This is a genomic window from Pseudomonas sp. B6001 (genome assembly GCF_013386015.1).
Lineage (GTDB): Bacteria > Pseudomonadota > Gammaproteobacteria > Pseudomonadales > Pseudomonadaceae > Aquipseudomonas.
Genome location: NZ_JACAOX010000013.1, coordinates 166,564 through 181,226 on the forward strand (window position 1 = coordinate 166,564; position 14,663 = coordinate 181,226).

General features: G+C 61.4%; 13 protein-coding genes. 7 read left to right on the forward strand and 6 right to left on the reverse strand.

Translation table 11 applies throughout. The annotated features are described in order from the left end of the window. Positions 1-66: 66 nt before the first annotated feature. The 3 genes from HX821_RS15045 to HX821_RS15055 form a co-directional block, all read right to left on the reverse strand. Entirely contained in the window at positions 67-1,044 is a 978-nt protein-coding gene (locus HX821_RS15045; protein ID WP_177021505.1) for an alpha/beta hydrolase, read from the reverse strand. Then, positions 1,045-1,935, reverse strand: a complete 891-nt coding sequence (locus tag HX821_RS15050) for a neutral zinc metallopeptidase (RefSeq protein ID WP_003215526.1) — start codon at positions 1,933-1,935, stop codon at positions 1,045-1,047. Positions 1,936-2,050: 115 nt separating this feature from the next. Next, on the reverse strand, positions 2,051-2,467 hold the full coding sequence (locus tag HX821_RS15055) for a hypothetical protein (RefSeq protein WP_003215528.1): 417 nt from the start codon (positions 2,465-2,467) through the stop codon (positions 2,051-2,053). A 186-nt stretch (positions 2,468-2,653) separates the two neighbouring features. Between HX821_RS15055 and HX821_RS15060 the strand changes: the two genes are divergently transcribed. Further along, positions 2,654-3,532: a DMT family transporter gene (locus HX821_RS15060; protein ID WP_003215531.1), complete on the forward strand. Its 879-nt coding sequence runs from the start codon at positions 2,654-2,656 to the stop codon at positions 3,530-3,532. A gap of 5 nt (positions 3,533-3,537) precedes the next feature. On the opposite strand, the gene HX821_RS15065 is transcribed toward HX821_RS15060, so the two are convergent. Further along, positions 3,538-4,872: an MFS transporter gene (locus HX821_RS15065; protein ID WP_003215533.1), complete on the reverse strand. Its 1,335-nt coding sequence runs from the start codon at positions 4,870-4,872 to the stop codon at positions 3,538-3,540. 254 nt (positions 4,873-5,126) lie between these two features. On the opposite strand from HX821_RS15065, the gene quiC reads away from it, so the two are divergent. Beyond that, complete coding sequence (gene quiC, locus HX821_RS15070; protein WP_008436616.1) at positions 5,127-7,025, forward strand: 3-dehydroshikimate dehydratase QuiC; 1,899 nt, start codon at positions 5,127-5,129, stop codon at positions 7,023-7,025. A gap of 71 nt (positions 7,026-7,096) precedes the next feature. After that, positions 7,097-7,762, forward strand: coding sequence for a TetR/AcrR family transcriptional regulator (locus tag HX821_RS15075; RefSeq protein WP_003215538.1), 666 nt, complete (start codon positions 7,097-7,099; stop codon positions 7,760-7,762). Positions 7,763-7,884: 122 nt separating this feature from the next. On the opposite strand, the gene HX821_RS15080 is transcribed toward HX821_RS15075, so the two are convergent. Both HX821_RS15080 and aroQ read right to left on the reverse strand, forming a co-directional pair. Next, complete coding sequence (locus HX821_RS15080) at positions 7,885-8,751, reverse strand: shikimate dehydrogenase (protein WP_177035968.1); 867 nt, start codon at positions 8,749-8,751, stop codon at positions 7,885-7,887. Then, positions 8,748-9,188 (reverse strand): type II 3-dehydroquinate dehydratase, encoded by a 441-nt coding sequence (gene aroQ / locus HX821_RS15085; protein WP_087693554.1) that lies wholly within the window; start codon positions 9,186-9,188, stop codon positions 8,748-8,750. Before aroQ ends, HX821_RS15080 begins: the two co-directional genes overlap by 4 nt. A 205-nt stretch (positions 9,189-9,393) precedes the next feature. On the opposite strand from aroQ, the gene HX821_RS15090 reads away from it, so the two are divergent. From HX821_RS15090 to HX821_RS15105, 4 genes are all read left to right on the forward strand, one after another. Next, positions 9,394-9,915, forward strand: a complete 522-nt coding sequence (locus HX821_RS15090) for an RNA polymerase sigma factor (RefSeq protein WP_003215543.1) — start codon at positions 9,394-9,396, stop codon at positions 9,913-9,915. 63 nt (positions 9,916-9,978) lie between these two features. Then, complete coding sequence (locus tag HX821_RS15095) at positions 9,979-10,968, forward strand: FecR family protein (protein WP_134327349.1); 990 nt, start codon at positions 9,979-9,981, stop codon at positions 10,966-10,968. Between the two features lie 134 nt (positions 10,969-11,102). Beyond that, positions 11,103-13,853: a TonB-dependent receptor gene (locus HX821_RS15100; protein ID WP_102369949.1), complete on the forward strand. Its 2,751-nt coding sequence runs from the start codon at positions 11,103-11,105 to the stop codon at positions 13,851-13,853. A gap of 108 nt (positions 13,854-13,961) precedes the next feature. After that, the gene (locus HX821_RS15105) at positions 13,962-14,582 is read left to right on the forward strand and encodes a heme acquisition protein HasA (protein WP_003215551.1); all 621 of its coding nucleotides are present in this window, start codon (positions 13,962-13,964) and stop codon (positions 14,580-14,582) included. Positions 14,583-14,663 lie beyond the last annotated feature (81 nt).

Here is a 14,663-nt window from a genome sequence, read left to right on the forward strand (position 1 = left end):
GCTGACTGATCCACCGCATTCGCGAGCAAGCCCGCTCCCACATTTTTGATCCGGTTTCTTCAGTGGTTATTGGAACAGTACTTTCTGCCCTTCAGGCGACGTAAACATCTTGTCCCCGTTATGCCCAACCCCCGGCACTTCCACCAGCTTGTGGCCCAACTGCGGGTGCCGCTGCTTGAGGTAGTCAAAATAATTGTGCCCGCGAATCAAGCGATACGCGCCCTGGGTTTCAGCGCCGCAGCTCTTGTCCAGCGCCGGGTGATTCGGGTCGGTGTCCTGCTGGCCCAGCAAGTAAGTGACATTACGCGAAACGTAAGCCTGCTCCAGCTGCTCGGCACTTTGCCCCTTGGCGTAGGCCGGCAGGTTTTGCATGCCGTATTTCCAGTCATTGAAGCCCGGGCAACTGGCCACATCGAACTTCACCGGCCGTTGCGGGCTGAAGTACGCGTAGGACGAAGGGTTGGCCACCACATAGCGCAGGCTGATGCCCTCGGTTTGCAGCAGCGGGTGATCATGCCCGGTCAGCGCAAAACGCTGCACCACTTGGCCGCCACCGGAATGGCCGGCCACCACGATTTCCTTCAGGTTCGGGAACAGCTTGCGGTTGCCCAGGTGCTTGATGATCTGGTCCAGCGCGCCGTAGGAGCTGATCTGGCCCGGGCCTGTGGACGGCTCGCCGGCCATCCAGTCGTTACTGTTCCAGCGCAGGGTCTGGCTGTCGATCTGGTTGCGCTTGAGGTCGGTCTGGTTGAGGAACTGTGGCGCAATCACCAGGGTATTGGCGTTTTGTCCTGCGGCTTCGGCCGCTTTTTCGCCGCTGTCCAGGTAGGTCATCGCGTTGCGCAGGCGACCATGCACGATGATCAGCGCGCGGGTAACTTGAGGCAGCGGCTGGCGCCAGTCCTGGCTCAAGCCGACGCTCAGGTCGCCGGCATCCAGGTTAAAACGATCGGGACTGACCACCTTGACGCCATGTTCGGCAGCCCAGGTGGAGGAGGAACAGGTGATCAACAAACCTAACAGCAGACCCAGTCGTTTATTCATTTAAAGGCTCTTGGCGGTAAAGGTGTCGCATTGAGTGATCTGGCCCTGGGCGAAGCCGGTCTTGAACCAGCGAACCCGCTGTGCCGAGGTGCCGTGGGTAAACGAGTCAGGCACCACGCGGCCCTGGCCCTGTTGCTGCAAGCGGTCATCGCCAATCGCGTTGGCCGCATTCAGTGCTTCTTCAATGTCGCCGGGCTCCAGCCAGTTCAGGCGCTTTTGCGCGCGGTTGGCCCACACCCCGGCGAAGCAGTCGGCTTGCAGCTCCTGGCGCACCAGCAGGCCGCCGTCGCCTTGCATCTGCCGGCCTTGCTGGCGGGCTGCCTGAATCTTCGCCGAGATGCCCAGCAGCGTCTGCACGTGATGTCCGACTTCATGAGCGATCACGTAGGCCTGGGCGAAGTCGCCGGCGGCCTTGAAGCGCTGGGACATTTCCCGGAAGAAATCCAGGTCCAGGTATACCTGTTGGTCTGCCGGGCAATAGAACGGCCCGCTGGCGGACGTGGCGCCACCGCAGGCGGAGTTCACCCGGCCGCGGAACAGGATCAGTTTGGGGTTCTTGTAGGTCAGACCGTTTTCCTGGAACACCTGGGCCCAGGTGTCTTCGGTGTCGCCGAGGACGGCGCGCACGAAGTCGGCTTGTTCATCATTGGCCGGCGGCGCCTGGCGGGTTTGCGGGCTGACGGAGGGCGCTTGCTCGGTGAGCTGGCCGCTGAGTTGCCCGAGGATCTGCATCGGGTCCTGGCCGGTCAGCCAGCCGATGCCGACGATCAGCACGATGGCCGTCAGGCTCAGGCCCTTGCCACCCCCAAAACGCATGCCACCGCCACCGCCGCCGCTGTCATCGCGGGCGTCTACCACGTTGTCGCTGCGTCGGCCTTTTTTCCATAGCATGTGGCAATCCTCTTTGTGAACCTGCAGCTCAGTGTTGTTGGTGTGTAGGGTTGGCGCCAGTCCGGCTGTCTGACGATGCTAAACGCTGTGTCGTCCGGCCTGTATGAAGCTTGTGTCAGTCGCGGCAATACCCTTCGCCGGTGTCGACGATCAGGCAGTCCTTCTTGTCGGCCAGCCATTTCAGGCCAGTGGCTTCGCCGTCGCCAGCGCTCAGGATCTGCGGGCCGTCCGGGCGTTCAAAGGTGATGCCGTCTTCGGATGCCTGGCCCTTGAAGGTGCCGGAATCGTCGTCATCCAGGCCGTATTTCATGGTCAGTACATAGTGGCCGCGGCCGATGCTGTCGTCCTTGGCGATGGTCAGGTTCAGGCCTTCGACGCCAATCCACTTGCCGACCCATTTGTCGGTGGGCAGCACTTGCGGTACCAACGTTGCCTGGACAGACGGCGGGGCGGGCGTCTTGGCGGTCTCGGCTTGCTTGTCGCAGGCGCTGAGCAGCGTCAGGGTCGAAAGAATCAACAGGGTTTTTTTCATGGTGAGAAAGCCTTGGTTAAAAAACGCGCAGTGGGCGGGGCGGCGTGAAGCGTTGGACTGGAAAACCGCAATTTAGTGCGCTGTTCGAACAGTGTTTGGTTATGCTCTTGAGCGAGGCGCTTTACCCGTTCTAGATTATGCCGCGGTATGCGGCGGTCATTTCAGCCTGCCACTCAAGAGAATGCAATGACCCTCAGTACCCCACTTTCCGGCGTCAACCACCCGCTCAAAGGCATTTTGCTGATTGTGGTGGCGACCTTTCTGTTTTCCAGCCACGACGCGCTGTCCAAATACCTGGCCGGGTTCTACCCGATCGTGATGGTGGTGTGGGCCCGCTACCTGGTGCACACGCTGTTGATGGCCGGGATCTTCCTGCCGCAATCGGGCCTGCGGGTACTGCGCAGCAAACGCCCTTTGCTGCAAGTGGCGAGGGCGTTGTGCCTGCTGGGCACCAGCCTGTTCTTTACAGCGGCGTTGCACTTTATCCCGTTGGCCGAAGCCACGGCGGTCAACTTTCTTGCGCCGATCCTGGTCACCGCGTTGTCGGTGCCGCTGTTGGGTGAGCACGTGACCCGCGGCCAATGGCTGGCGGTGATTTGCGGGTTTATCGGGGTGCTGATCATTGTGCACCCGGGCGGTGAGCTGTTCACCCCGGCGGTGTTGTTGCCGCTGACGTCGGCGTTGTTCTTCTGCTTCTACCAACTGCTCACCCGCATCCTCAGCAAGTACGACACGCCCACCACCAGCAACTTCTTCGCCGGGTTGTGCAACACCTTGGTGATGAGCGCCTTGGTGCCGTTCTTCTGGCAGGTGCCGAGCCTGTGGCACGGGGTGCTGATGCTGGCGCTGGGCACTTGCGGGATGACCGCACACTTGATGCTGACCCAGGCCTTCCGCTTCGCAGCGCCGGCCCTGCTGGCGCCGTTCGGCTATTGCCAGATCGTGTTTGCGGGGTTGTTGGGCTGGCTGGTGTTCAACCACACCCCGGACCTGACCACCGTGGTCGGGATCGGGGTGATTTGCCTGAGCGGGTTGGCCGCTGCCTGGCAGCAGCGGCGCAGGTAGGAAACTCAGACCTCGACGGTCGGAATCTTGCGCGGCGCCATGAAGTACATCCAGATCAGCGCGATGAAGTACATCGCCGGAATCAGGGTGAACAGCACGGTGTAGTTGTTGTTGGTCACGGTCAGGATATGGCCGACGATCTGGGTCATGAACATCCCGCCGATGGCCGCGCACATGCCGCCAAAACCAAACACCGTACTCATCATGTGCTTGGGCGTGTAGTCCATCACCAGGCTCCAGATGTTGGCGGTCCAGGCCTGGTGCGCGCCGATGGCCAGGGAAATCGCAAACACCGCGACCCACAGGTGGCTGGAGCCGGCGGCCATGATCACTCCGACGATGCAGCAGGCAAACAGCAACATCGACAGCAGCCGCGCCTTGATCGGGTTCATCCCGCGTCCGATCAGGAACGAAGACAGGATCCCGCCGCCGATGCTGCCGAAGTCCGCCGTCAGGTAAATGATGATCAGCGGGATGCCCATTTGGGTCACGTTGATGCCCAGGTTGTATTGCTGATTCAGGAACGGCGGCAGCCAGTACAGGTAGAACCAGAACACCGGCGCGGTCATCGAGTAGGCGAGGGCGAAGGCCCAAGTGCCGCGCATCCGCAGGATCCGGCTGAACGGTACGCGGGGTTGTTCCGGTTCGACTTCCTGTTGCACGTAGTCCAGTTCCGATTGCTTCACGCTTGGATGGTCTTCCGGGTTGTAGTACTTCAAGCCCCAGAGCACCAGCCAGATCCCGCCCAGTGCCGACATGCACAGGAACGCCGCCTGCCAGCCCCACACGTGGAGGATCAGCGGCAGCAGCATCGGCGTCATCATCGCGCCGACGTTGGTGCCGGCGTTGAAGATCCCGGTGGCAACGGCACGCTCGCCAGCGGGGAACCACAGGCGGGTGGTCTTGACGCAGGCCGGGTAGTTGGCGGCTTCGGTCAGCCCGAGAATGAACCGGCAGACCATAAAGCCCACCGCCGAGGTGGCCAGGCCATGGGCGCCAGTGGCCAGGCTCCACAGCAGCACCGCGCAGAAGAACACGCGCTTGACGCCGACCCGGTCGATCAACCGCCCTTGCAGCACAAAGCCGATGGCGTAACCCACCTGGAACCAGAAGTTGATGTTGGCGTAGTCCATCGCCGTCCAGCTCATTTCCTTGGCCAGGATCGGTTGCATCACGCCGAGGGCGGCGCGGTCGATGTAGTTCAGGGTGGTGGCAAAAAACACCAGGGCCAGCATGCCCCAGCGGGTTTTACCGACAGCCATGGCGCCACGGATTTTGTCACCGATGCCGCTATGGGGATTGCTGTGGCCCACGGCCACGGCGGGATTTTGCGAAGGCATGAGGAAGTACCCGTTTTTTTGAAATTTTTATGGTGTGTTCAGGGTCTTGGTTAACCGAGGCCGCTCAATGGAAGCGGGGCTCAATGTGCTATCGATGGTGCGCAGCGGCTAAAAAATCGTCAATTCGCCGATTGCCATTCTGTTCGATAATCGCCCATAAAACTAACCGGTTCGTACATTTCAATTGCTGTGATGAACCTGGCGGCCAATAATTTGCCGTAAACAAGACATGCCTCAATGCCGGGAGTCGCCCCATGCAACGCTCCATCGCCACCGTTTCCTTGAGCGGAACCTTGCCGGAAAAACTCGAAGCCATCGCGGCTGCCGGGTTTGATGGCGTGGAAATCTTCGAAAACGATCTGCTGTATTACGACGGCAGCCCGCGTGAAGTTAGGCAAATGTGCGCCGACCTCGGCATTGCCATCACCTTGTTCCAGCCGTTCCGGGACTTTGAGGGCTGCCGCCGCGACCGCCTGACACGCAACCTGGAGCGGGCCGAGCGCAAGTTCGACTTGATGCAGGAGCTGGGCACCGACCTGGTGTTGGTGTGCAGTAACGCGTCAGCCGATTCCGTGGGCGATGAAAGCATTCTGCTGGATGACCTGAGCCTGCTGGCCGAACACGCTGGCCGCCGGGGCTTGCGCATCGGCTATGAAGCGCTGGCCTGGGGCCGGCACGTCAACACCTGGCAGCAGGTGTGGAACCTGGTGCGCAAGATCGATCATCCGAGCCTGGGCGTGTTGCTCGACAGCTTCCACACCCTGTCTCTCAAGGGCGACCCGAGTGCGATTGCCGAGATTCCCGGCGACAAGATTTTCTTTGTGCAGATGGCCGATGCGCCGATCCTCGCGATGGATGTACTGGAATGGAGCCGGCATTTCCGCTGCTTCCCAGGCCAGGGCGAGTTCGACCTGGCGGGCTTTCTCGCCCCCATCATCAAGAGTGGCTACACCGGGCCGTTGTCCCTGGAAATCTTCAACGACGGCTTCCGCGCCGCGCCGACCCGGGCGAATGCCGCCGACGGCCTGCGCTCGCTGCTGTACCTCGAAGAGAAAACCCGCCAGCGATTGGAGCAAGAAGCGACGCCGGTCCCCGAGATCCTGTTTGAAACCCCGGCCGCCAGCGAATACGACGGCATCGAATTCCTGGAATTTGCCGTGGATGAAAACCTCGGTGCCAAGCTCACTTCATGGCTGGAGCGCCTGGGCTTCGTCAAGGCCGGGCAGCATCGATCCAAGAGCGTCAGCCTGTTGCGCCAGGGCGATATCAACCTGATCCTCAATTGCGAACCCTATTCCTTCGCCCATAACTTCTTCGAGGCCCACGGCCCGTCGTTGTGCGCCACGGCGATCCGGGTAAAGGACAGCGCCAAGGCCCTGGAGCGGGCGGTGGCCTACAAGGGCCAGCCGTATCGTGGGCTGGTCGGCCCCAACGAGCTGGAGCTGGCAGCGGTGCGCGCACCGGATGGCAGCCTGATCTACCTGGTGGACCAGCACGAAGGCGGCCTCTACGACACCGACTTCAACCTGCAACCGGCGAACGCCGCCAGCGGCGGCCTGCTGCGCATCGACCACATGGCCATGGCCTTGCCCGCCGACAGCCTCGACAGTTGGGTGTTGTTCTACAAGAGCCTGCTGGATTTCGAAGCCGACGACGAAGTGGTGCTGCCCGACCCCTATGGCCTGGTGAAAAGCCGGGCACTGCGCAGCCGTTGCAGCTCGATTCGCCTGCCGCTGAATATTTCCGAGAACCGCAACACCGCGATTTCCCACGCGTTGTCGAGCTATCGCGGCTCGGGTGTGCACCACATTGCCTTCGACTGCGCGGACATTTTCGCCGAGGTCAGCCGGGCCAAGGATGCGGGCGTGCCGCTGCTGGATATCCCGCTGAACTATTACGATGACCTGGCGGCGCGGTTTGATTTCGATGACGAGTTCCTCAGCCAGCTCGCGTATTACAACGTCCTCTACGACCGCGATGCCCAGGGCGGTGAACTGTTTCACGTTTATACCGAACCGTTCGAGGGCCGGTTTTTCTTCGAGATCATCCAGCGCAAGAACGGTTACGCCGGCTACGGTGCGGCCAACGTGGCGGTGCGCCTGGCGGCCATGGCCAAGTCCCGCAGCGGTGCGGTGCGCCAGGCCAGGTTGTAAGGTGCCGGCGCTTCCTTCGGCGTGCGGCGCGGCCCATAATCAGCGCCTGCACCTAAGGCCGTGAGCGCACCATGACCCTGACCTCCGAGCTTCCCGCCGCGGCCACCGCACCGCGCAAGAGCCGCAAGAACAACCCGGAAAAGACCCGCGAGAACATTCTCCAGGAAGCCATCGTCGAGTTTGTCACCCAGGGCCTTTCCGGCGCCCGGGTGGACGCGATCGCGGAGCGTATCCAGACCTCCAAGCGCATGATCTATTACTACTTCGGCAGCAAGGAACAGCTCTACGTCGAGGTGCTGGAGAAACTCTACGGCGACATTCGCAACACCGAGACACGGATGAACCTGACGGCCCTGGAGCCCCGGGAAGCGATCCGCCGGCTGGTGGAATTCACCTTTGATCACCACGATCAGAACGTGGATTTTGTGCGCATCGTGAGCATCGAGAACATCCACAACGCTGAGTATGTAAAGCAGTCGACGTCGATCAAGGCGATGAACAGCAACATCCTCGAAGCCCTTGGCACCACGTTGCGCCGGGGCGCCGAGTTGGGGTTGTTCCGGGAAGGGCTGGAGCCGCTGGACGTGCACTTGCTGATCAACTCGTTCAGCTTCTACCGGGTGTCGAACCGCCACACCTTCAGCGAGATCTTTCAGATCGAGTTGTCGGATGAGGCGGTCAAGCAGCGGCATCGGGCGATGATCTGCGAGTCGGTGTTGCGCTACCTGCAGGCTTGAGTTCAACACCGAGCAAAATGTGGGAGCGGGCTTGCTCGCGAATGCGGTGGGTCAGTAAAACATCCGGTGGCTGACACTCCGCATTCGCGAGCAAGCCCGCTCCCACATTTCTAATCCGGTTTCTACAGTTGGGTGATCATGCTCTGGAAGTGCGCGAGCATGCGCTCTGCATCCGCCACTTCGCCAGTGAACAACTCAAACGCCTTCACCGCCTGAAACACCGCCATGTTGCCGCCATCCAGGGTGCGGCAACCCAGGGCGCGGGCGTTGCGCAGCAGTTCGGTTTCCAGTGGGAAGTACACGATCTCCGCTACCCACAAGTCGGCGCGCAAGGTGCCCAACGGCACGGGCATGCCCGGCAGCTTGGCCATGCCCATCGGCGTGGTATTCACCAGGCCATCGGCCTCGGCCATGGCGCTTTCCAGGTCATTGCCGGCCTGGGCCCGGCCGGTACCAAAATGCTGGTTGAGGTTGTTCGCCAGGCTGCGGGCACGTTCGGCGTCCATGTCGAAAATACTCAAGCGTTCCACGCCTTCACCCAGCAGCGCATGGGCGACTGCCGCCCCGGCGCCGCCCGCGCCCATCTGCACCACGAACTTGCGAGCCACATCACTCAAGCCCCGGCGAAAGCCTTCGGCAAAGCCCAGGCAGTCGGTGTTGTGGCCGATGCGTTTACCGTCGCAAAGCACCACGGTGTTCACCGCGCCGATGCCCCGCGCTTCGGGCGACAGTTCGTCCAGCAGCGGCAGGATCGCCTGCTTGCACGGGTAGGTGATGTTCAAGCCGGTGAAGTTCATCTGTTCGGCCGCCATCAACAGGTCGGGCAGGGCGCGGGTATCCACCTGTAGCCGGTCGAGGTCGATCAGGCGATAGAGGTAACGCAGGCCCTGGGCATCGCCTTCATGCTCATGCAGGGCCGGGGTGCGGGAAGCCTGGATGCCGGCGCCTATCAGGCCGGCCAGAATTCGACGTTTGGACACCGCGCTCATCCCTTCAAGGTCTTGCTGAAATGTTCGAGGGCGAGGTGATAACCGTGGCTGCCAAACCCGGCCAGCACCGCCTTGGCAATCGGCGACACGAACGAGTGATGACGGAACGCTTCCCGGGCATGCACGTTGGACAAATGCACTTCGATCACCGGTACTTCACTGGCCACCAGCGCGTCGCGGATCGCCACCGAAGTGTGGGTCCAGGCTGCCGGGTTGATCACGATGCCGGCGCAACGGGCGCGGGCGCCGTGGATCCAGTCCAGCAATTCGCCTTCGTGGTTGGTCTGGCGGAATTCGACTTTCAGGCCCAGTTGCTCGGCGCTGCGGCCACACAGGGCAGCAAGGTCGGCCAGGGTTTCATGGCCATAAGTGGCAGGCTCGCGAGTGCCGAGCAGGTTGAGGTTGGGGCCGTTGAGCACCAGCACGATGGGCGGCATAGAGGGTTCTCCACTGTTGTTTTTATGTAGGTCGATAAAATGTACTGAATAGTTAATTTGGTCAATCGCGTGGGTGGGAACCGTTCGATTACCGAACGCAGAATGAAAACCACCGTTGTGTGGATCAGAGTTGATATCAATTGAAAATCATTCTCGACAACGCTTAAGATGCCCGCCTGTTTCCTTAACATTCCAGGGAGTCGGTTTGTCGGACGTGGATCTCAAAGGCCTGTTTCTCAAGCACGCCGATACCCTGCGCGGGTATCTCGCACGCAAGGTACGGGACCCGCAGTTGGCCGCAGACCTGGTGCAGGAGAGTTTCCTGCGCCTGGCGCAAAAGCCGGCCGGCGAGCGCATCGACAACTCCCAGGGCTATCTCTATCGCACGGCCGGCAATCTGCTGATCGACCATATCCGCCAGGAGGCGCGGCGCAAGACCGACTCCGTGCCCCATGAGGCGCTGGCCGAGATTGAAGATGAAATGGCCGGGTTGGAGGCTCAGGCGATGGCGCAGCAACAGCGGCAGGCATTGAAGCAGGCACTGGCGGAATTGCCGGAGCGTACCCGGCAGATTTTCCGTCTCAACCGGATCGAGGGCATGACCCATGCCCAGGTCGCGCGCCACCTGGGCATTTCCGACAGCTCAGTGCAAAAGCACCTGGCCAAGGCGCTGGCGTATGTCATGCAGCGTTTGCAGGAAGGTGAGGCGGGGCCGTCCGACGAATGAATTACCGACAAACCTGGGGTCAGACGTCACAGCGTTATATAACGAAAAATTCGAGATTCACACGTGAATAGCCCGGGTCCGCAACAGCACAGCATTACCGAGGCGGCTGCCGATTGGGCGGTGCGCCTGCACGCCGGCGCCCTGACCGATCAGGAGCAGGCCGAGTTGCGCCAATGGATCGCCAGAGACAGCCGCCATGAAGCGGCGCTGCGTTTTGCCGAGCAGACGTGGGCGGCGCTGGGCGAGGTGCATCGCGATGAGACGGTGCATCGCCAGCGGCCGCCCGCCACCGCTGCGCCGGTGCGCGGCCCTCGTCGGCGCAGGCCGTGGCGCATGGCGGCGAGTGTTGCGCTGTTGCTGGTGGTGGCGGGCGTCGGCTGGGTGCGCGGGCCTGAGGCGCTGCTGCAGGTGCAGGCCGATTACCTCACCCAAAAAGGCGAAGTGCGCACCGTGCACCTGGCGGACGGCAGCAGCGTGCAACTGGATTCTGCGAGTGCGATCAAGCTGGATTTTGACGGTGTGCAGCGGCGCATCAGCCTGATCAAAGGCTCGGCCATCTTTGATGTGGCGCCCATGGCCGGTGAGGAAAAAAGGCCGTTCGTGGTGCACAGCGCCAGCGGGCAAACCCGTGCCCTGGGCACGCGGTTTGTGGTCGAGCGTGAGGACGACCGGCAGGCCTGGGTCGGAGTGTTGCAGCACAGTGTGGCCGTCACGCTGCAGGCGCTGCCGCAGAAAGCAACGGTGCTCAAGGAAGGCCAGGCTGCGCGCTACAGCCCGGAGAACGGCGTGGTCGCCCTCGACGACTTCGACCTGGAGCGCGCCACCAGTTGGCGTCGCGGTGTGCTGATCTTCGACCGCTTGCCGCTGGCCAAGGTCATCGAACAGCTCAACCGCTACCGGCCGGGCAAGGTGGTGCTGACCAATGCCGACCTCGGCACCCGTGAAGTCAGCGGCGTGTTCCGCCTCGATATGCTCGACACGGCCCTCGGCACCCTGACCGAAGAATTACAGGTGCAGCGCTTTGATCTGGCGGGGCTGAGCCTGATCTATTGATGGGGTCGCCGGGCCCCGTTTACGCCCTTTGAAAAAACTTTCAAAAAAACCTTACTGAGTTCCGACGCCTGACACGTCCTGTTAAGTGAGAAGTATTCGCATAAACAAGAATGGTCAGCGAAGGGATAACGTCGATGTCTGCAATCACCAAGGGGCGCAACACCGGTAGCCGGTTGGCCCTTGCCATCCACCTGGGGCTGTTAGCCTCCGCCTGCCAGGTGCAGGCCGCCGAGGCGCCAGTCGGTGAATCACAGCCTGTCACGTTGACGTTTGATATTGCGGCGCAACCCTTGGGCCTTGCCGTACTGACGTTCGCCGACCAGGCCGGGTTGCAAGTGTTGTTCGACAGCGCGCGCCTGCAAGGCCTCACCAGCACCGCGCTCAAGGGCCGTTACAGCGCCCAGGAAGGCCTCGGCCGATTGGTGGGCAGTGCACCGGTGGAATACCGCTTTACCGGGGACCGGCAGGTGACGCTGACTCGCGTCGGCGCCGACCATGACGGTGCGCTGACCGTGGGCACCACCACCATCACCGGCAACACCAACGGCAAGCCAAGCGACTGGGTGTACGACACACCGCGCTCGGTGGCCGTGATCAGTCGCGAGCAGATCGACAAACGCCCACCACGCCACGCCGCCGACATGCTCGAAGAAACCGCCGGCGTGTACACCGCCGTCAACCAGCGTGACCCGGGCCTGTCGGTGAACATCCGCGGCGTGCAGGACTACGGCCGGGTCAACATGAACATCGACGGCATGCGCCAGAACTTCAACGTCAACGGCCACCAGCAGCGCAACGGCACGATGTTGATCGACCCGGAATTCATCTCCAGCATCGAAATCGACAAGGGCAGCCAGTCCGGGCAAGGCGGTGCTGCCGTGTTGGGCGGGATTGCATCCTTCAAGACCCTGGAGGCCAGTGAGTTCCTGGCCGATGGCAAGGACTATGGCGGGCGTCTGCGTGCCGGTAGCGGGATTGGTGAACTGGGTAACGGCACCTATTTCAACGGCAGCGGTGTGTTTGCCTTTGGCGACGAGCGCGGCGACGTGCTGCTGGGGTACAGCGAACGGCATTTTGGCGACTACCGCGCCGGTACTCACAACGACCAGAAACTGGGTACTCATTTGCGCGCTCGTGACTCCCAGCCTGCGGCCTTCGACGATTGGCTGAACAGTGAGGTCGGTGACACCGGCAGCGTGACCCGCTCGCAAATCGTCAAGTTCGGCCTGAACCTGCCCAATGACCAACGGGTGCAACTGAGCTACCTGGAAAGTGACAGCGACAGCAATGACGCGTGGGCCTACACCGCCCCGGATAACCAGAGCGTGTACTACCAGCGCGTCAGCAAGAACAACCTCAATGCCAGGAACGTCGGACTGGATTATCGCTACACGCCGGATAACCCGCTGATCGATTTCAAGGCCAAGGTCTACTACGTCACCACACAGATGGACCGGGACAATGCGCCCAACACCGCGTCGCTGACCTCCGGCAACTATGTGGCGGGCTACACGGATCATTTTCAGACCGATACCTGGGGTGTACAGGGCGACAACACATCGCGGTTCGACTTCGATGCGTTGGGGCATGTGAGTTGGAACTACGGCGTGGAGGTGTATCAAGACAAGTTCAAGCCCAGTACCAACAAGGTCGAGGCCACCAACCTTTCCGGCCTGTTGCCTTACGTTGAAGGCGGGACGCCCGGTGGCAAACGCACCATCGCCAGCCTGTTCAACAACCTGCAGTACGAATATGGCGACTGGCTGACGCTGGATGCGGGCTTGCGGTACGACCGCTATCGGCTGGAAGGGGTCACCGGGATGACGCTGTACCGGCGCGATCGGTTCTACAGCAGCACGGTAGGTGCCAAGCGTGTCGAGGAGGTTTTCGACATTGATAGAGAAGAGGGCCAGTTCTCTCCCACGTTCGGTATCGGCATAAAGCCGGGGCTGGACTGGATGCAACTCTACGCCCGCTGGGGCAAGGGCTGGCGCCCTCCGGCGGTGACGGAAACCTTCATGACCGGGCGTCCTCACGGTGGCAGCTCATCAGAGCGGGTGTTTCCCAACCCGTTCCTGAAACCCGAAGAGTCGCGGGACTGGGAAATGGGCGTGAACGTATTCAAAGAGGGACTGCTGTTCGGTGACGACCGCCTGGGCATGAAGGTGGCTTACTTCGATACCCGGATCGAGAACTTCTCTTTCCTCAATCACAGCGTCAGTTTGCCGGAGACCTCCGTCGGCGGTTTTCTCGGCACGATGGCGTACGTCAATAACACCAACCCCACGCGCTTTCGGGGGGTGGAGTACCAGCTCAACTACGACATGGGGCGGGCGTACGCCAACCTTAGTTACACCCACATGATCGGCAGTAATGAGTTCTGCTCGAAGAACTATTACATGGGCGGGGCGAAGAAGAACGGGCCGTCCACCACACGCTATGAACGCTACACCCGGCCAAACGGCACGACCGGCCTGCGCCCGGTGACCACGTATGAGGTGCTGGACGACGATGTCGCCAACAACAAGGAAAGCTGTGGCCGGATCATGGGCAACGCCACCTATATGCCGGCTGATCGCGGCTCGCTGACCCTGGGCGCGCGCTTCCTGGAAAAGCGACTCGATATGGGCGTCCGCGTGCGCTACAGCTCAGGCAATGGCGAGAACCTCGACTCACAAGGTTATGACTTCATCGACCAGGCGCTATGGCCCCAGTACACCCTCTATGACCTGTACGCCAGTTACTGGATGACCGACCAATTGAACATCGCCCTGGCGCTGGAAAACGCCACCGATGAGGCCTACTTCGTTGCGATGGGGGACGCCAATAACCTGAGCCTGGCGCGCGGGCGAACGTTGAGCGGGATGCTCGAATACAAGTTCTGATCAAGGTGCCACGGCACTTTATCAACCAACGGTTTTGCCCAAGGGTGGGCAAAAAGTGCGCTGTATGAGCGTGCTGATCAATCGTGTTGTTTATAACGAGGTTAAGTGATGACTATTTCTGTTAGTTACGAAGCTGCGCTCGGTGCTTACTCCGTCTCGGACTACCTGACCGACTGGGCACTGGGGTTCAACACTGCGGGTCACGGCAGCAGCAACACCGGCGGCTTCAGCAACGGCTCCCTGAGCGGCGACCAGTATTCGACCCACGGCGCCAACAATTCCGACTACGCCTTCATTGCCGACAGCAACACCAGCAACGGCCTGCACTACGTATTCAACCCGGCGCTGCCAGCCAGCCACAACGAAAACCACTACCTGTGGGGCAACCTGGATAACGTTCAACTGGGCACCGGCCTGGGCGGCGGCAATGGCAGCGACTTCACCCTCGATGCGTTCAAAGTGGCTTTCAACGGCCTTGACTTGAGCGCGGCACAAGGTGCAGGCCGCGTCGGCAACGACGTTCAGAACGTGATCTACAGCCTGATGCAAGGCAACACCTCGGCACTGGAAACCGTGCTCAACAACCTGCTGGACGACTTCGGCCTGTCCACCGCCAACACCTTCGACGAGATCTCGGCCGGCCTGGCAGCACACGCTACGGCAACCACCACCGACGTCGCCCTGGTAGGCGTGCAGGACGTTGCACAGGACTGGGCACTCGCTGCCTGATGTGGCTGCGCAATGAAAAAAGCGAATGGAAGATCACTCTCCCATTCGCTGCGTAAACCCCGTCGTCGCCGTGAGTTTCGA

Excerpts from the sequence above, each read along its gene's own strand:
- HX821_RS15060 (WP_003215531.1), top strand. The coding sequence starts at position 2,654 with ATGACCCTCAGTACCCCACTTTCCGGCGTCAACCACCCGCTCAAAGGC.
- HX821_RS15100 (WP_102369949.1), top strand. The coding sequence starts at position 11,103 with ATGTCTGCAATCACCAAGGGGCGCAACACCGGTAGCCGGTTGGCCCTT.
- HX821_RS15045 (WP_177021505.1), bottom strand. The coding sequence starts at position 1,044 with ATGAATAAACGACTGGGTCTGCTGTTAGGTTTGTTGATCACCTGTTCC.
- HX821_RS15065 (WP_003215533.1), bottom strand. The coding sequence starts at position 4,872 with ATGCCTTCGCAAAATCCCGCCGTGGCCGTGGGCCACAGCAATCCCCAT.
- HX821_RS15105 (WP_003215551.1), top strand. The coding sequence starts at position 13,962 with ATGACTATTTCTGTTAGTTACGAAGCTGCGCTCGGTGCTTACTCCGTC.
- HX821_RS15055 (WP_003215528.1), bottom strand. The coding sequence starts at position 2,467 with ATGAAAAAAACCCTGTTGATTCTTTCGACCCTGACGCTGCTCAGCGCC.
- HX821_RS15075 (WP_003215538.1), top strand. The coding sequence starts at position 7,097 with ATGACCCTGACCTCCGAGCTTCCCGCCGCGGCCACCGCACCGCGCAAG.
- HX821_RS15050 (WP_003215526.1), bottom strand. The coding sequence starts at position 1,935 with ATGCTATGGAAAAAAGGCCGACGCAGCGACAACGTGGTAGACGCCCGC.
- quiC (WP_008436616.1), top strand. The coding sequence starts at position 5,127 with ATGCAACGCTCCATCGCCACCGTTTCCTTGAGCGGAACCTTGCCGGAA.
- HX821_RS15080 (WP_177035968.1), bottom strand. The coding sequence starts at position 8,751 with ATGAGCGCGGTGTCCAAACGTCGAATTCTGGCCGGCCTGATAGGCGCC.
- aroQ (WP_087693554.1), bottom strand. The coding sequence starts at position 9,188 with ATGCCGCCCATCGTGCTGGTGCTCAACGGCCCCAACCTCAACCTGCTC.